Here is a 16,742-nt window from a genome sequence, read left to right on the forward strand (position 1 = left end):
GGACCTATATAGTAGTGTTTGTAAGGCAAATACAACCATTCTTAGGGGGAACTCGTCACATGAAAAAATTTAAATTCGCTATGATGTCAACAATGATTGGATCAGCACTACTATTAGGTGCTTGTGGAAATGGTGACAGCAATAATAATGGTGATAGCAAAGATAATGCCGAAGAAAATTTAACTGGCTCGGTAATTGGTGACGGTTCATCAACAGTAGCGCCAATTACAGAAGCTTTAGTTGAAGAATATGCAGCAGTTCAACCAGATGTACAAGTAACTGCCGGTGTATCAGGAACTGGTGGCGGGTTTGAAAAGTTCATCGCTGGTGAAACTGATTTTTCAAATGCATCACGTCCAATTAAAGAAGAAGAAGCTGCAGAATTAGAAAAAGCAGGAATTGAATATACAGAGTTAGAAGTAGCTTATGATGGATTATCAATCGTGGTAAATAAAGAAAACGATTGGGCTAAGGATTTAACTGTAGAAGATTTGAAAAAATTATGGGTTGAAGATGGAACAACTAAAAAATGGTCAGATATTAATCCAGAATGGCCAGATGAAGAAGTTGTTTTTTACTCACCAGGAACAGATTCAGGAACATATGATTATTTCAATGAAATTATCCTAGAAGATGAAGATATTGTTAAATCAGCAACGCTTTCTGAAGATGATAATACTTTGGTACAAGGCGTGCAAGGAGATAAAAATGCAATTGGATTCTTCGGATATGCTTATTACTTATCAAATAAAGATTCAATGAACGTTGTAACAATTGATGGAGTAGAACCGACGAACGAAACAATCGAATCTGGTGAATACACACCACTATCACGTCCATTGTTCGTTTATGTGAAAAACGATTCTGTAAAAGAAAATGAAGCAGTTTATGACTTCATGAAATTCACACTTGAAAATGCTGGGGATATGGCTGAAGCAGTTGGCTATGTAAGATCACCAGAAGAAACTTATAAAGAAGATTTAGAAGCACTTGAAGGTTTAAAATAAGACATAATATGCGTGTAAGAGGCGAGTAGCAGCGGTGCTACTCTCTTCTCTTTTTGCGGTAAAGGGGGATTTCAAAATGGCCACATCAGGACAAACTGATAAATTATCAATTCAACAAATGATTGAAGAGCAAAGAGGCAAAAAGGCAAAAAAACGAATTGAAAAATCAATTCCTATTATATTATTTCTAATTGCATCTATTTCGGTGTTGACCACATTTGGTATTGTGTTTACACTAATTTTTGAAACAATAGAGTTCTTTCAACGCGTACCATTCTTAGATTTCATTTTTGGGAAAGAATGGCTTCCGTTTTCAAATAAGGAACCGCTATATGGAATTCTTCCTTTAATTGCGGGTACCTTGAAAGTAACAGCTATTGCTGTAGTGGTTGCGGTACCATTTGGACTAGCTTCGGCTGTTTATTTAAGTGAATATGCTAGTGATAACACGCGAAGAATCATTAAGCCTATTCTAGAAGTTCTTGCTGGTGTTCCAACAATTGTTTACGGCTTCTTTGCTTTAACCTTTGTAACACCATTATTACAGCAATTCATACCGGATTTAAAGATATTCAATGCATTAAGCCCGGGTATTGTAGTTGGTATTATGATTTTACCAATGATTGCTTCATTATCTGAGGACGCAATGACATCTGTTCCGAATTCGATTCGTGATGGAGCATTAGCACTAGGGGCTACTAAACTTGAAGTTGCTGTAAAAGTAGTACTACCAGCTGCACTATCAGGTATTATGGCGTCTATTGTCTTAGCTGTGTCAAGAGCGATAGGCGAAACAATGATTGTTTCGTTAGCAGGTGGATCGACACCTCGTTTCGATTTAGACATGACAGATTCTATTCAAACCATGACAGCTTATATTGTTCAAGTTTCTACTGGTGATGCAGGATTTGGTACAACAATCTATTATTCCATTTACGCAGTTGGATTCACGTTATTCTTATTTACACTTCTCATGAACTGGTTAGCTCATGCTATCTCAAAACGGTTTAGGGAGGAATATTAAAATGCGTCATATTGATCACAAAAATGTCGTTAAGCGTATGGGAAGCCGGATGATTTTGAACAAAACATTTAAAGCCATCTTTTTCATGGCCACATTATTCGCGCTTTTATCTTTAGCGATACTGTTTTATCGAATTGTCAGCCAAGGAATTGGCTTTATATCCATAGATTTCTTTACGAACTTTGGTTCTCGTATTCCTGAAAATGCAGGGATAGTTGCTGCATTAGTAGGTTCCCTTTGGATGATGGCGGTAATCGCTCCTGTTTCTTTAATTTTAGGAGTTGGCTCAGCCATTTATTTAGAAGAATATGCTAAGAAAAATAAACTAAATGATTTTATTCGAATGAATATAGCAAATCTTGCAGGTGTTCCTTCAGTAGTGTTCGGTCTTTTAGGTTTAACGATTTTTGTACGAGCACTAGCATTAGGTAATAGTATTTTAGCCGCTGGATTTACAATGAGTTTGTTAATTTTGCCAGTAATCATCGTAGCTTCACAAGAAGCAATTCGTGCTGTTCCTAAGGAATTACGCGAGGCTTCATATGGTATGGGTGCGACGAAATGGCAAACAATTTCTAAAGTTGTATTACCGTCAGCTATTCCAGGAATATTAACTGGTGGAATATTAGCATTATCACGAGCAATAGGAGAAACTGCTCCGCTTGTTGTAATCGGGATTCCTGTTATTATTCAATTCCTACCTGACAACCTACTAAGTCAATTTACTGCATTGCCAATGCAAATTTTTGACTGGGCGAAAAGACCACAGGAAGCATTTCAAAGTGTAGCTGCTGCTGGAATTATCGTATTAATGATGTTTTTATTAATAATGAATTCAATTGCAGTAGTGATTCGTAATAAATTCCAAAAAAGGTATTAAGCCATAGCGGCATGGGAGGGTTTCAAAATGGTTCAAGTAAACTTAAATAAACCACAATTTAAAGAAACAACTGATTCAAATCAAAATGTAAATATGAATAATATCGTGTATGATACAAAACAATTAAATTTATGGTATGGGAATCATCACGCATTAAAAAATATTGATCTTGCTATTAAAGAGAACGAAGTGACAGCAATTATCGGACCATCAGGGTGTGGGAAGTCCACATATATTAAAACGTTAAATCGTATGGTGGCATTAGTCCCATCTGTGAAAACGTCTGGACAAATCATTTATCGAGATCGCAATATTTTTGATAGTGATTATAATGTAGAAGAGCTTCGTACAAGAGTAGGAATGGTTTTTCAAAAGCCGAATCCTTTTCCAAAGTCTATTTTCGATAACATTGCTTATGGACCAAGAATTCATGGTATCAAAAATAAGAAAACGTTAGATGAAATAGTAGAAAAAAGCTTAAGAGGTGCAGCCATTTGGGATGAAGTAAAAGACCGCTTACATGAAAATGCATACGGTCTTTCAGGTGGGCAACAACAACGGATTTGTATTGCACGTGCTTTGGCAATCGAACCAGATGTCATTTTAATGGATGAGCCTACATCTGCTTTGGATCCAATCTCAACTTTAAAAGTAGAAGAATTAGTACAAGAATTAAAAGAAAACTACTCAATTATTATCGTGACTCATAACATGCAACAAGCAGCTCGAATTTCAGATAAAACTGCATTTTTCTTAAATGGTGAAGTGATTGAATTCGACCAAACGGATACCATTTTTTCTACGCCTTCTGACAAACGTACAGAAGATTATATTTCGGGACGATTTGGTTGATTAAGGAGGAGAATGAACAATGGTAGTAAGAGAGAAATTTGAAAATGATCTTCGTGGTGTTCAAGAACAGTTTATAGCACTTAGTAAGCTTTCCATATCGACATTGGATAAATCAATTACAGCTCTTTTGAATCAGGACGTTGATATCGCCTTATCAATAATTCAAAATGACATGTATATAAATCGAATGGAAGAAGAAATTAATGATCGTGTAATTTTGTTACTTGCTAAGCAACAACCCGTTGCAACCGATCTGCGTAGATTGATTGTTATGCTTAAAGCAGCTCATGATATGGAACGTGTAGGGGATTATGCGGTTAATATTGCAAAAGAGACAATTCGTATAGGGAAGTCAGAATTTGTCTATCCAATACGCAATATTGAACAAATGAGAGATAAAACAATTGTCATGCTTGAACAAGTGATGCTAGCTTTCACTGAAGAAAATGTGGAGAAAGCGAGAGAAATCGCTGCTCTTGATGATCAGGTAGATAGCTTATATGGGGAAACGATCCAGCAATTATTAAGTGTTGGTGCAGAACATCCTGATAAATTAAGTCAAATCACTCAATTATCTTTTGTTTGTAGATACTTAGAGCGTTCTGCTGATCACGCAACGAATATTGCAGAGCAATTGTTCTACTTAGTAAAAGGTCGCCATTACGACTTAAACAATTAAGCAAAAGGCTTATCCAATTGGATAAGCCTTTTATCGTCATTTCGTTATAAGATTCGCAATTTCTGCAATTGTCATAGATGAATTGAGTTCATAGGTGCCAATTTGAATACCTTCTGACAACTCTTTATCTTCTAGATATTGATCAAAATCTTTGCGGTTTTTAATAATATTCGTTTGTTCCAATATCGAGCTAATATCAGTTGATGTCATTCCTGAGCGTATAATAAGAACTGTTTTCACTTGATCAGATGAAGGTTCATCAACTTCTTCAACTTGTTCGTCTGTATTATTTTCTTTAGACATAGCTTCTAAATCGAGCTGTATTTGAGCCAGTTGTTCTTTTGAAGTAGATAGCTGTGCTTGTAAAGACTTTAATTCTTCTGACTTAACTAGCTCATATCCGTTAGGTGCAGCCTTACTAACGTCAGAAGAATTAGGCATCGAAATAAATGTAAATAAAATGCCAGCAGTAAACAATCCAATACCAAGACCTCTGATTATAGATGACATCAGCGTTTACCTCCAATTACCGAATGTACCTGTTCGATAGAAAGGGCTGATCGTTTACTAATTTCCTCATCATTATAACCTTGTTGATGAAGTGCGAGTACTTGGTTAACCAAAATGTCATGTATCGGCTTTTTTTGTGTTTTACTCGATTTTAAGCTAATTTTAGGATCAATCATCAATTCTTCTTCTACAACTTTAAGTCGTCTTTTCAGTTGATTGATATCTTGATAATAATCAATTGATAAATCTTCAATTTCTTTTTCTAAGCGTTTCACTGGACTCTTCATAAAAAAAGAAAGAACAATTAATACCACGCCTGTAACCATAATCAATATTTCTAGTGTCATACTTCTCACCTCAATTAGCTTCTTTATTTTATTTTAGCATAATCACGAAGTTTTGAATGAAATGTTTAATTTCATACTAGATTTTTTCAGTAGCTATGCTATAATAGGTTAGTCGTATAAATCATGCTCAAAAATGATAACTTGAATCCTGATTAAATGGGAGGGATAAAGATGCGCGTTAATATTACACTAGCTTGCACAGATTGCGGCGAGCGCAACTACATTTCTAAGAAAAACAAGCGTAACAACCCGGAACGTCTTGAAATGAAAAAGTATTGCTCACGTGAAAAGAAAATGACTGTTCACCGTGAAACAAAATAATAACATTTAACCAAAACCTTGCGAGGTTTTGGTTTTTTTCATGGAGGGTTTTAATTGGACAAAACAATTATGCGTAATGAAGTCTTGGCTATATTAAAAGAAATGGACTCACAAACATATCAAACTCGTTCTGCTCAAATCACACAAACTTTGCTGAATGAGGAACAAATCCTTCAATCAAAAATCATCGGTATTACCATTTCCTCATTTCCTGAAGTTGATACTTGGCATTTAATTGAACATCTTTGGTCACTTGGCATTCGTGTAGCAGTACCAAAATGTCATGCTAAAACAAGAGATATGCAATTTTACGAAATTACTTCGTTCGATCAATTAGAAATTGTTTATATGAAATTACATGAACCGAAACCAGAAATTACGAATAAAATAAATGCGGAAGACATATCTTACCTTATCGTTCCTGGTGTTGTTTTTGATTCTTTAGGATATAGAGTTGGTTTTGGCGGCGGTTATTATGATCGCTTCTTACAAAAATATAAAGGTCCAACGATATCATTAGCATTTGATGAACAAGTGGTACCGTCAGTGCCAAAAGAACGTCATGATTTGCCAGTGGATATTGTTCTAACAGATCAAAATAAATGGATATGTCATTCTCAAAGAGGTAAGTCATGAAAAACTTATACGATGTTATGCAATTGTTGAAAAAATATGGGACATATATTTATACGAAAGATCGACTTTCGGATGCCATGTTAATGGAGGATGAAGTTCGAGAGTTATATAATGCTGGTGTTTTGGATTTGAAAGATTTTCAAATGGCCATTCTAATCCTTAGACAGGAAGCTACGAAGCATAAATAACCATTTATATAGGAAGAATTGATAATCTTACTGGTTATCATTTTTTTTTGGAATAAATGCATTTTCGAGAGATTATAAATAAATATAAAAAATTTGAAACTTTTTTGAGTTTTATCCGTCTAATAAAGGGTATGTGAAATGATGAGACATTTGTATATGATAACTGATGCATATGAACTGTAAGTTGCGATATTGTAAAAAAAGTATTAAGATATAATAATGTTCTCTCGAATATCTTACTAAAGATAAGGGAGATTAGAGGAGGATGTTGAATGAAGACCTTTAATTGGCCAAAACATTCGATTCTGGCAATTGCCATAGTATTGACATGGATTAAAACATATGTTGTTTATCATATAAGTTTTGACATGAAAATTGAAAATGTTATGCAACAATTAATATTGTTTTTGAATCCACTTAGTTTTCTATTGTTTATTTATGGAGTTTCACTTTTCTTTAAATCCGTGAAAGCTAGAAATCGATATTTACTGATTACCAGCAGCGTACTTGCAATTATTTTATATGCAAACGTAGCTTTCTATCGCTTCTTTAGCGATTTCATCACGTTGCCGGTATTATTCCAAACGAGCAACTTCGGGGATCTAGGAGCTTCTGCTGCAGAAAGTATTTTCTTAACAGATGTATTGTATTTTGCAGATGTTGTGATCCTTTTCATCGTAATGAAATTTATCGTGGTTGAAAAAGAATTTGGCGTTATTAAACCTGCTATTCGCAAAGCTTACTTTGTTTTAGCAGCAGCAGTGTTGTTTTTAAATTTGGGATTATCTGAAACAGAACGTCCACAACTTTTAACACGTAGTTTTGATCGTGAGTTATTAGTTAAAAATATCGGGACATATAACTACCATATCTATGATATTTATATTCAGTCAAAATCTCATGCTCAACGAGCTTTAGCTGATGGTAGTGAACTTGTAGAAGTAAATAACTTTGTTCGTTCTAATCAAGCAGAACCGGATGTGGAAGTTTTCGGATTAGCTGAGGGTAAAAACTTGATTGTTGTTTCACTTGAATCACTTCAAACATTTGTGATGAATGAAGAAATGAACGGTCAAGTTGTTACACCATTCTTAAATGAGTTATCTAGCGATAAAGATACATTCTACTTTCCAAATTTTTATCATCAAACGGGATTAGGCAAAACTTCCGATTCTGAATTTCTAGTTGAAAATGGATTATATCCATTAGGCGGTGGAGCTGTATTCTTTACTCATAGTGGGAATACGTATAACTCTATGGCTGAAAGACTAGGAGACAACGGTTATTTTACGAATGTAATGCATGCTAATAACAAGAGTTTCTGGAATCGTGACATGATGTATAATGCTTTAAATGTTGATAAGTTTTACGATGTTGATAGCTACACAGTTGAAGATGGTGATGCTGTAAACTGGGGTTTAAAAGATATACCTTTCTTTGAGCAATCTGTCGATCATATGACAGAAATGCCACAACCTTTTTACTCTCGCTTAATCACTTTAACGAATCATTATCCTTTCCATTTAGATGAACCAGATCAATTCATTCCAGAGTATGATTCCAATTCAGGAACATTAAATCGTTATTTCCAGACTGCGCGTTATATGGATGAATCGGTTAAACTCTTGTTTGAAGATCTAAAAGAAAAAGGACTTTACGAAAATTCAATTATCGTTATGTATGGAGATCACTATGGTATCTCTGAAAATCATAATGATGCAATGGCACAATATTTAGGGAAAGAAATTACTCCTTTTGAAAGTGCTCAATTGCAACGCGTACCATTCTTCATTCACGTTCCTGGATCTGATAAAGGTCAAGTGGTTGAAGAAGTATCTGGACAGATTGATATTCGACCAACACTACTACATTTGCTTGGTATTGAAACAAGTAAAGATATGCAACTAGGTGCAGATGTTTTCTCTGAAGATCACGAAGAATTTGTCGTGTTTAGAGATGGACGGTTTGTAACTAAAGATTTTGTTTATGCTGGGAATACATGCTATGAGAAAGAAACAGGTTTGGCAACTGATGCAGCATCATGTGCTCCTTATACAGAGCGCGCAGCTGAAGAACTAGGCTACTCAGATCAAATTATCAATGGTGATTTACTCAGATTTTACGATGTGAAAACGGGTAATTTATTAATTGATGAAGCGAATCAATCAAAATAAAATTTAAAACCGTTTGTGATGAGCAGATTATTGCTTATTACAAACGGTTTTTTTAGTTATGTTAGGGAATCTGTTGAGATTTCTACTGCATAAAGACATGAATTTATTCTCGTTACAATTCAAGAAAATACTCTACCGAAATAAATATGCAATTGCCTGAAACAAATTATGATTTTAAACGTACTACTTTATAAGAGGAGGTGGTCTGTTTGAAACGGTTGATAATAATCTTGGTAGTAATTCTGTTTATATATGGATGTAAAGATGATGAACCTAATGTGGTTGTTTCTACAGAACTACCTCCAGTGGAACGTCCTGACAGTTCAAATGAAGCCAAAGAAGTAAAGATCCCTTCACCATATGTTGCGAGAAGTGAAGAGTTCGACCGTGTCATTGGTTGGATTTCTGAAACAGAAATAATGTTTTTGGAGAACAATATGGAAGGGTCACATGTTTATACATACGATTTAAATTCCAATAAAAAGACACATCATGCAACTGTTGAAATGCCTATAAATGATGTAATTATACATCCTTCCAAATCTCATTTTACTTTACTCATGTCAGAAAATTCACTTCAAGCAATAATTGGAATATATGAAATGGGTGGTACAAAGGTAGATGAATTAACTATAGAGTCTTCTGAAATCGTATTTGAGTGGCACCCATCTCAAGTTGAATTGATGTCGGTAACTGCTTTTTATGAAGATTGGACGTTCGATACTTTTAGGTACTCGAGTAAAACTCAAATATTGGAATTAATTTCATCTTCTCAGCCGTTTTTGGAATGGGCTTCGGTTAATGAATTAGTGGGGGTGGAGTGGAAGGAAAATGATGCGTTATCTGGAGGTCCACTAACGACAATTTCTATTTCAGATGGTTCTATCTCTAAGTCTAAGGAGAGTAACTATATATTTGTTGACTACTTTGAAAATTTATCATTAACAGTTCAAATTGATCAAGAAAGGGAACTATTTATTTACAAACTTTCTGATTTGAAAAATAAAACGGAGAAAATATTTGAAACTCCTGCAATCAGTAATTATTCACAGTGGTTTATTCCGGAAATTATTTGGACAAATCAAGAATCATTTTTAACTTATATTTCACCTAATCCAGGTCTCTTAGATGTAAATCAGAGTCGATTAGAATTAGTGGAATTTAGTTTTAAATCCGCAAACGAACGTGTTGAATTTGATGAAGGGTATGTTCAATTGATTTGCTCGCCTAATGGGGAGTACTGTTTAAAGGGAGAAGGTTTGTTCACAATAATTAATTTGAACAGTGGGGAAGAACTGAAGTGGATTGAATATATTACGGAATGAAAAAAGCTGACGAATTAATCGTCAGCTTTTTCGTATTGATTAATGTAGTGATGGTGGATAGCCTTGGTCTATAATTGTCATTACAGTGAACCAAGCGAAAATAGCAAAGGTTGCTACATTAAAGACTACACCTAAAAGGTTTTTCTCTTTAATAGCTTGAACGGTTCCTACTGCACCGAGAATTGCCACAAGGCCAAAAATAACCATTAATAAGTTCATTAAGGACACTCCTTTTGACATTAGAAAATGAATGTCGAATACACGTTTCATGTACCATTATATGTTTTATTCAAGCATTTGTCGAGGATAAAAAGTGAACGTTCTTTGAACGTGTATGTTTTCCTACGGCGCTATCTGATACAATACACGAGAGGTGATTTCATGTTAAATATACGTACCTATCCACTTGGACCATTACAAACGAATTGTTATGTTGTTTCAAATAAGGATAAAGAATGTTTAGTATTTGATCCAGGTGAAGAAGGATTAAAATTAATCAAAGAATTGAAGAAAATGCAGCTAAAACCATTAGCAATTGTTTTAACACATGCTCATTTTGATCATATTGGAGCAGTGGATGCTGTGAGAGATGAATTTAAAGTTCCTGTTTATATTCATAAGGCTGAAAAAGATTGGTTAACGAACCCGCTTAAAAATGGTTCATCAAGATTTAATGAGCTGCCTAATATATCTGGAAGACCAGCCGATATCTTAATTGATGATGAATCTACGCTTGAAATCGGTACTTTCTCTTTTCAAGTCATCCATACTCCTGGACATTCTCCAGGTAGTTTAACATTTTGGTTTAAACATGATGAATTTGCAATCGTTGGAGATACTTTATTCCAAGGGAGTATAGGACGAACTGATCTTCCCAATGGAAATGAAAAAGTATTAATGAAATCGATTCATGAAAAAATATTGACGCTTCCTGAACAAACCATGTGCTATCCTGGTCACGGCTACCCAACTACACCTGAAGAAGAAATGAATCATAATCCATTTTTAAACGGTTTTTAACAAAATAAAACAGCTTGCATCATAAGATGCAAGCTGTTTTTGTGTTTTTGATTAATGTCCTGCTCCTGGTACGTGGATAAACGTTGTATAGTACGTGAAGCCTGCAAAGAAGATTGTTAAGTAAGCTCCAAAAATATAGATATACATACGTTCTGTAAGGTTCAAGAACCCTAGAAGAAGGAATAAACCAGTGTTCGCTAACATTAATAAAGAAGCTTCTGTCATATCACCTAAATGAAACATAACTGCAAAAATACCTGTCCAGAAACCCATAACTTTATACATATTGTTCATGAGTAGTCCCTCCTTTAAAAAACCATACAATAATCTCTTACTTATTATAAATGATTCTAATTGAAAATGTAAACTCTAGATTGTCTATAGATTGTGACAAACAAGTGTAGAGTGAAAATTTCTAATCTAATTTGAATGAATTTGTTTAAATTGGTTGAGGTATTGAGGTTCGTGAAAATGATTTAAGCCATAAAAATAAGGCTTATACAAAATGAAAAGCAAAGTCCAAAATTTTATTTTTAAATACTGAACAATTGACGTGACAAAACATATACAAATATTGTACAGTATGTATAACGTAAAAATAATGAAATGGAGGAATTAGAAATGAATCCTGTTACATTCTTTACTTATCCATCATGTACATCTTGTCGTAAAACGAAGAAATGGTTGGTTGCAAATAACGTGGAGTTTAAGGAAAGACATCTATTCCGCCAAACTCCAACTGCGGAAGAATTATATTCTTTGTTATCATTAACAACAGAAGGACTCGATGAAATATTAGCTACGAGAAGTCAGTCATTTAAAGACTTAAATGTAGAAATAGAAGATCTTCCACTTTCTCAAGTTGTAGAATTGATTATTCAAGATCCAAAATTATTAAGACGTCCAATTATTTCAGACGGAAAACGCTTAGTAGTGGGGTATCAACCGGAACATTTAAAAAGTTTTATAAGCAAAATTAAATTTTCTGAAGCTGTTTAATAGGTAAAATTAAAATTTCCTGCCATAAAAGGTAGGGAATTTTTATTTTAAGGGAAAAGCTTCCATTTCAAACGAACTGAAAGTATAATTCTCTCAACAGGCGAAGAGCGGTCATCGGCTGTTTTGGATGATTGGTAAGTATATGGTAATTGAGTTTAATATTATCGAACAAAAATGTCTCAAGTTGTTAACACGAGGACTTTTGGCCAATGCCTCTGATATACATCTTGTTCCTAATCCCGATATGTATACGATTTATTTTAGACATCACTCAAATTTGATTCCTACAGGTAAGCTTCACCTGGATATAGGAGATCGAATTATTTCATACTTCAAATTTTTATCCTCTCTCGATATTAGTGAAAAACGAAAACCTCAAAGTGGTTCTTTCGAACAAAACATTTCCGATAAAAAATGTTTTTTTAGAGTATCAACACTCCCAACGATCCACAACAAAGAAAGTCTTGTCATTCGTATGCAATTACACGATGAAACAAGACCCTTACATGAATTAATGTTAGAACCAGCAGACGCAATTGTTTTTCAAGATCTTATGAAGGAAAAACAAGGATTAATTTGTCTAACTGGTCCTACTGGTTGTGGTAAAACGACCACTATGTATTCATTGACAAGTTATAGTTCACATCAATTAAATCGACATGTTATTTCGCTTGAAGATCCAGTCGAAAATAATCAGTCTCATTTACTTCAAATCCAAGTGAATGAACGATCAGGTGTTACCTATTCAGCTGGATTAAAAGCTATTTTAAGGCATTCACCCGATGTCATTATGATTGGTGAAATTCGTGATGTTGAAACTGCACGAGCAGCAATACAAGCTGCCTTAACAGGACACTTGGTCTTAACAACTGTGCATTCCAAAAATACGGTAGGTTGTCTATTTAGATTAATGGATTTAGGGATAACCATTGATGAATTACAACAAGCCCTTGTTTGTGTATCTTCTCAACAATTACTCACAAGTTTTGAGGTGCAGAACGATGGGGAGCGGGAAGCGAGTCGCGGCTCGATATATGAAATATTGCATGGTGACACACTTCATCAAGCAATGGCAACGATTAAAGCAGGAGGAATATTTACTATGCCTCCTCATTTAACTCTCAGAGCAAAAATTGAGAAAGCTTTTATAAGTGGTGAATTTCAAGTAGGCGGATTTGAATATGGCTAAACAAGATCAAATTCCTAAAAAACTTCAGAGTCAGTTTTTATTGAGATTGTCTAACTTATTAGATGAGGGATATACCTTTCATTCATCTCTATTAATGTTACTGCCATATCATGTTAAATGTGAGCATGAAGTCTCTAGAAAGATAGATGAAACCTTAAGAAATGGTAACGGAGTCATTGAGATATTTATATTATTAGGTATTTCTGAAGATTATCTCCTTCCAATTGAAATGGCTGAATCACATGGTAGGTTAAATATCGCTATAGGAACACTTCAAAGGCATCTTTCGATGAAAGAGCGTGCAAAGGCGAGTTTAAAGAAAATCATGATGTACCCATTATTTTTATTTATTATTCTTGGTGGTTTGTTTATAGCTTTTAGAACATATTTTCTTCCAAATATGAAGACTTTGGTGGCTTCAAGGCAGTCAGCTAATCAAGATGAAATATTGAATTGGACAAACACATTACTGCACGTACCCGATATGTTAATTTCAATAACCATAGGGGGTTTCTTTCTATATTTTCTTTTTCATCAATGGTTAAAAAGAAAATCATTTGACTTTCAATTAAAAACACTTAGAAAAACACCTTATTTTTCAAGTTGGATGAAGATATTTTGGACAAGATCATTTGCACAAGAACTAGGTACGTTATTAGCCAGTGGTATTTCCCTATTAAAAGCTTTAGACCTTTTAAGAACTCAAACAAATCAGCCCTTTATTCAAGTGATTAGCATGCAAATATATCAAGCGATTAGCCTTGGCGAAAGTGTTGAAAAAGCCGTAACAATCGCTGGTTGTTTCTTGAAAGAGTTTCCAGCTTATATTTCCCATGGAGAAGCGAGTGGTCATTTAGCAAAGGAATTATTAATATTTAGTGACCTCCTAACAGAACAAATTGAAAATAAGGTAACAAAAAATTTGGCGTTTGTTCAACCCATTCTATTTGGAATACTAGCAATTTGTATATTAGGTGCATACTTATCAATTTTACTTCCTGTTTACGGAATGATCGATTTTATTTAGGAGGAACATATGAAAAAAATCAGAAATCAGTTTGGATTTACCTTAATCGAGATGATGGTTGTATTATTAATCATTTCTGTGCTTATTTTAATTGCTATTCCTAATGTAACAAAGCATTCTGCGACTATTGATCAGAAGGGTTGTCAAGCATATGTGAAAATGGTTCAAGGACAAGTAGAAGCATACCGGATGGAGTTGAATGGAGTTCCTACAGTGCAAAATTTGGTGGATACAGAGTATTTAAATGCTGATCAAATCACTTGTCCTGATGGGAGTACGCTTTCAATTGACTCCTCTGGTGTAGTTAGTTCAATTGATGTAATTGAATAGCCGTGGATATACTCTCCTTGAAGTTTTGCTCGTTCTGAGTATTGTAGGAACAATCACAATGAGTGTGATCTTTATGAGTAATTCGTATTTTGAAAAGAAAGCTTTTTCATTGTTTATGAATCAATTTAAGTTAGATATTTACCATATGCAAAATTATTCAATCGTTAATAGTTCACAAACAGAACTTGTATTTGGGAATAATGGAACAACTTATACTACTAGAAAATCTTTTTTTGAACCTATTGTTCATAGGAGTTTGCCTAAAGGAATCAAACTCTCAACTAAAAGTACGTTAAAAAGTATTGCATTTAACCCGAATGGTTCAATCGTAAATTTTGGTACTTTAACATTCGATACAACAGATTCTATAAAAACGGTGAGAATATATATTGGAAAAGGAAAGATGACAGTTGAGGAATGAAAAAGGATTTTCTTTTGCAGAAGCAATGTTGACTTTGACTGTAACGATGGTGATATTTGGCTCGCTGCTACCAATCTGTTATCGAATGTTCGCTAAATTAAACGATCAAAAGATCGATGTTCATTTAGCCTACACATCACATCAAGCTGCTATCGAACGGGGAAACGGAATCCTAACGGGAAACCGTGTTATGGATAAAGTGAATTACTCATGGACATGGGAAGAGAGATTGCTTTGCATTGATTACACAAAAACAGAGATTACTTATCAATCATGCGAAAATTATTAACAAGCAATGGGTATACATTCGTCGATGCTTTGGTTCAAATCATGGTATTTTTACTTTTTTCCAATATGATTTTCTTCTACTTTGAATGGCTTATAGATTCCGAGAAATATTTGACTCATACAGAAGAAATGGAATTTGAATTGTTTTCACTAGAAATTTTACCGTATTTATTAAATTTACAACATGTAGAGGAACAACCAAATAGTGTTGGAATACGATTTCGACAGTCCGAAGAAGAATTTGATATTGAGTTCACAGGAAATTTAATCCGTAAACAAAAAAATAGATTAGGTCATGAACCTATGTTGTTACATATTACTAAGAGTCAGTTTCAACTAAATGGTACAAAGTTAACGATAGCTGTTGAATTTGAAAGTGGACTTAAGAAGGAACGTGTTTATGAACTTTCATTTGCTGAGGAATGAAAAAGGAATTCTTTTGCCTGCTGCATTGATTTTATTATTTGTAATCAGTGGATTACTGATTGTTTTTGTGGGGGCTTATGTAACCCAAATGGGAATTTATGAAATGTTGGAAAGTCGCTATATATCTGCTACGATAGTACAAATGGAAAATCAAGAATAAAAATGATTCGATGATCCGTAATAAGCGGGGTATAGTATGAGAAAAATTTATTTAGTCGGTTTCATGGGTAGTGGGAAGAGTGCGATCGGTAGAAGGTTAAGTTTTTTGTTGAAAATTCCCTACTATGATATGGATCAAGAAATTGTGAAAAAAGTAGGGATGTCTATTCCAGATATTTTTAGGGAATATGGCGAGCCGTTCTTTAGGGAGCAAGAGAGAGCGTTTTTGAAGACATTTCGAGATGAGTGGTGTATTGTGTCAACTGGCGGTGGAGTTGCAATTGATGCATTGAATAGGAGACTCATGAGGCAAACGGGTTTAGTTCTATTTTTGGATGCAACGTTTCCTGACATTTGGAAACGGATTCACAAAGATGTTAACAGACCCATTGTACAAGCGTCTACTAAAGAGGAGTTAGAATCACTTTATACTTATAGAAAGCGTTTCTACAAATCTGTTGCTCATATAACAATTAGAACAGAAGGCCGTTCATTGAGACAAATAACTGAATATGCTGCTTTTCAAGTGAATAGACTAAAAGGCGAATGAATATCTCGAATCTTAGATTATTGTTCGTGAATGGCTGTTGTAGTAAAAAAGATTGCGCTTTCCTTGTGTTCAATGTTAGGATATAGACAAAGCGGTAAACGCTTTATGAACATTGAATTTTTTATATTCCAAAACAGTTGTTTTGGGGCGGATGAGTATACGGGGAGAGAACGCAAATAGCGTCGCCGAAGGAGCAAGTTAAATAACGAATCTCTCAGGCAAAAAGACTCGTATAGGACGCATCTCTGGAGAATGCTATATCAATATATAGCTACCAAAGAGGAAAGCCGATTTCAGGTAAACTTTCAGGTGCCAGGACAGAGAATCCCTTTAATAAGGGGATTCTCTGTCCTTTTTTGTACTGATTAGGAAACAATAGTTTACAGATTT

At 34.4% G+C, this 16,742-nt stretch carries 24 protein-coding genes and 1 riboswitch; of the genes, 20 read left to right on the forward strand and 4 right to left on the reverse strand.

Annotation, left to right across the window (positions count from 1 at the left end; translation table 11 throughout):
* Positions 1-59 precede the first annotated feature (59 nt).
* From AC3EA5_RS04955 to phoU, 5 genes are all read left to right on the forward strand, one after another.
* Positions 60-1,007 (forward strand): PstS family phosphate ABC transporter substrate-binding protein, encoded by a 948-nt coding sequence (locus tag AC3EA5_RS04955; protein ID WP_488607318.1) that lies wholly within the window; start codon positions 60-62, stop codon positions 1,005-1,007.
* A gap of 76 nt (positions 1,008-1,083) precedes the next feature.
* Positions 1,084-2,031: a phosphate ABC transporter permease subunit PstC gene (gene pstC, locus AC3EA5_RS04960; RefSeq protein ID WP_488607319.1), complete on the forward strand. Its 948-nt coding sequence runs from the start codon at positions 1,084-1,086 to the stop codon at positions 2,029-2,031.
* Position 2,032: 1 nt separating this feature from the next.
* The gene (gene pstA, locus AC3EA5_RS04965) at positions 2,033-2,911 is read left to right on the forward strand and encodes a phosphate ABC transporter permease PstA (RefSeq protein WP_394187737.1); all 879 of its coding nucleotides are present in this window, start codon (positions 2,033-2,035) and stop codon (positions 2,909-2,911) included.
* Between the two features lie 93 nt (positions 2,912-3,004).
* Positions 3,005-3,763, forward strand: coding sequence for a phosphate ABC transporter ATP-binding protein PstB (pstB, locus tag AC3EA5_RS04970; protein WP_488607532.1), 759 nt, complete (start codon positions 3,005-3,007; stop codon positions 3,761-3,763).
* A gap of 19 nt (positions 3,764-3,782) precedes the next feature.
* On the forward strand, positions 3,783-4,442 hold the full coding sequence (gene phoU, locus AC3EA5_RS04975) for a phosphate signaling complex protein PhoU (protein WP_488607320.1): 660 nt from the start codon (positions 3,783-3,785) through the stop codon (positions 4,440-4,442).
* A 36-nt stretch (positions 4,443-4,478) separates the two neighbouring features.
* Here phoU and AC3EA5_RS04980 read toward each other — a convergent pair whose 3' ends face one another.
* Positions 4,479-4,952: a hypothetical protein gene (locus tag AC3EA5_RS04980; RefSeq protein ID WP_488607321.1), complete on the reverse strand. Its 474-nt coding sequence runs from the start codon at positions 4,950-4,952 to the stop codon at positions 4,479-4,481.
* On the reverse strand, positions 4,952-5,299 hold the full coding sequence (locus AC3EA5_RS04985; RefSeq protein ID WP_488607322.1) for a hypothetical protein: 348 nt from the start codon (positions 5,297-5,299) through the stop codon (positions 4,952-4,954). The genes AC3EA5_RS04980 and AC3EA5_RS04985 overlap by 1 nt, the downstream gene beginning before the upstream one ends.
* A 171-nt stretch (positions 5,300-5,470) precedes the next feature.
* Here AC3EA5_RS04985 and rpmG point away from each other — a divergent pair, with 171 nt between their 5' ends.
* From rpmG to AC3EA5_RS05010, 5 genes are all read left to right on the forward strand, one after another.
* Positions 5,471-5,620: a 50S ribosomal protein L33 gene (rpmG, locus tag AC3EA5_RS04990; RefSeq protein WP_394187741.1), complete on the forward strand. Its 150-nt coding sequence runs from the start codon at positions 5,471-5,473 to the stop codon at positions 5,618-5,620.
* 54 nt (positions 5,621-5,674) lie between these two features.
* Complete coding sequence (locus tag AC3EA5_RS04995) at positions 5,675-6,256, forward strand: 5-formyltetrahydrofolate cyclo-ligase (protein WP_488607323.1); 582 nt, start codon at positions 5,675-5,677, stop codon at positions 6,254-6,256.
* The gene (locus AC3EA5_RS05000; RefSeq protein ID WP_488607324.1) at positions 6,253-6,444 is read left to right on the forward strand and encodes a YqgQ family protein; all 192 of its coding nucleotides are present in this window, start codon (positions 6,253-6,255) and stop codon (positions 6,442-6,444) included. The genes AC3EA5_RS04995 and AC3EA5_RS05000 overlap by 4 nt, the downstream gene beginning before the upstream one ends.
* Positions 6,445-6,716: 272 nt before the next feature.
* Entirely contained in the window at positions 6,717-8,618 is a 1,902-nt protein-coding gene (locus AC3EA5_RS05005) for an LTA synthase family protein (protein WP_488607325.1), read from the forward strand.
* Between the two features lie 209 nt (positions 8,619-8,827).
* On the forward strand, positions 8,828-9,943 hold the full coding sequence (locus tag AC3EA5_RS05010; protein ID WP_488607326.1) for a YqgU-like beta propeller domain-containing protein: 1,116 nt from the start codon (positions 8,828-8,830) through the stop codon (positions 9,941-9,943).
* A gap of 39 nt (positions 9,944-9,982) precedes the next feature.
* Here the strand turns inward: AC3EA5_RS05010 and AC3EA5_RS05015 are convergent, their stop codons facing one another.
* Positions 9,983-10,162 (reverse strand): DUF2759 domain-containing protein, encoded by a 180-nt coding sequence (locus AC3EA5_RS05015; RefSeq protein WP_394187748.1) that lies wholly within the window; start codon positions 10,160-10,162, stop codon positions 9,983-9,985.
* 162 nt (positions 10,163-10,324) lie between these two features.
* Between AC3EA5_RS05015 and AC3EA5_RS05020 the strand changes: the two genes are divergently transcribed.
* Positions 10,325-10,963, forward strand: coding sequence for an MBL fold metallo-hydrolase (locus AC3EA5_RS05020; RefSeq protein WP_488607327.1), 639 nt, complete (start codon positions 10,325-10,327; stop codon positions 10,961-10,963).
* A 51-nt stretch (positions 10,964-11,014) separates the two neighbouring features.
* Here AC3EA5_RS05020 and AC3EA5_RS05025 read toward each other — a convergent pair whose 3' ends face one another.
* The gene (locus tag AC3EA5_RS05025; RefSeq protein WP_394187750.1) at positions 11,015-11,257 is read right to left on the reverse strand and encodes a DUF2626 family protein; all 243 of its coding nucleotides are present in this window, start codon (positions 11,255-11,257) and stop codon (positions 11,015-11,017) included.
* Between the two features lie 327 nt (positions 11,258-11,584).
* Between AC3EA5_RS05025 and AC3EA5_RS05030 the strand changes: the two genes are divergently transcribed.
* The 9 genes from AC3EA5_RS05030 (at position 11,585) to AC3EA5_RS05070 (ending at position 16,352) form a co-directional block, all read left to right on the forward strand.
* On the forward strand, positions 11,585-11,962 hold the full coding sequence (locus AC3EA5_RS05030; RefSeq protein ID WP_394187751.1) for a Spx/MgsR family RNA polymerase-binding regulatory protein: 378 nt from the start codon (positions 11,585-11,587) through the stop codon (positions 11,960-11,962).
* 127 nt (positions 11,963-12,089) lie between these two features.
* Positions 12,090-13,151 (forward strand): competence type IV pilus ATPase ComGA, encoded by a 1,062-nt coding sequence (gene comGA / locus AC3EA5_RS05035; protein WP_488607328.1) that lies wholly within the window; start codon positions 12,090-12,092, stop codon positions 13,149-13,151.
* The gene (gene comGB / locus AC3EA5_RS05040) at positions 13,144-14,178 is read left to right on the forward strand and encodes a competence type IV pilus assembly protein ComGB (RefSeq protein ID WP_488607329.1); all 1,035 of its coding nucleotides are present in this window, start codon (positions 13,144-13,146) and stop codon (positions 14,176-14,178) included. The genes comGA and comGB overlap by 8 nt, the downstream gene beginning before the upstream one ends.
* A 9-nt stretch (positions 14,179-14,187) precedes the next feature.
* Positions 14,188-14,508 (forward strand): competence type IV pilus major pilin ComGC, encoded by a 321-nt coding sequence (gene comGC / locus AC3EA5_RS05045; RefSeq protein ID WP_488607330.1) that lies wholly within the window; start codon positions 14,188-14,190, stop codon positions 14,506-14,508.
* Positions 14,501-14,929 (forward strand): competence type IV pilus minor pilin ComGD, encoded by a 429-nt coding sequence (comGD, locus tag AC3EA5_RS05050; RefSeq protein ID WP_488607331.1) that lies wholly within the window; start codon positions 14,501-14,503, stop codon positions 14,927-14,929. The genes comGC and comGD overlap by 8 nt, the downstream gene beginning before the upstream one ends.
* On the forward strand, positions 14,919-15,218 hold the full coding sequence (locus tag AC3EA5_RS05055) for a hypothetical protein (protein WP_488607332.1): 300 nt from the start codon (positions 14,919-14,921) through the stop codon (positions 15,216-15,218). The genes comGD and AC3EA5_RS05055 overlap by 11 nt, the downstream gene beginning before the upstream one ends.
* On the forward strand, positions 15,203-15,643 hold the full coding sequence (gene comGF, locus AC3EA5_RS05060; RefSeq protein WP_488607333.1) for a competence type IV pilus minor pilin ComGF: 441 nt from the start codon (positions 15,203-15,205) through the stop codon (positions 15,641-15,643). The genes AC3EA5_RS05055 and comGF overlap by 16 nt, the downstream gene beginning before the upstream one ends.
* Positions 15,618-15,803 (forward strand): hypothetical protein, encoded by a 186-nt coding sequence (locus AC3EA5_RS05065; protein WP_394187758.1) that lies wholly within the window; start codon positions 15,618-15,620, stop codon positions 15,801-15,803. Before comGF ends, AC3EA5_RS05065 begins: the two co-directional genes overlap by 26 nt.
* Before the next feature lie 36 nt (positions 15,804-15,839).
* Positions 15,840-16,352 carry a shikimate kinase gene (locus AC3EA5_RS05070; protein ID WP_394187759.1) on the forward strand — a complete coding sequence of 171 codons (513 nt, stop codon included), beginning with the start codon at positions 15,840-15,842 and terminating at the stop codon, positions 16,350-16,352.
* Between the two features lie 151 nt (positions 16,353-16,503).
* Positions 16,504-16,592: riboswitch (glycine riboswitch) on the forward strand.
* Positions 16,593-16,742 lie beyond the last annotated feature (150 nt).

The organism is Paenisporosarcina sp. (assembly GCF_057785155.1).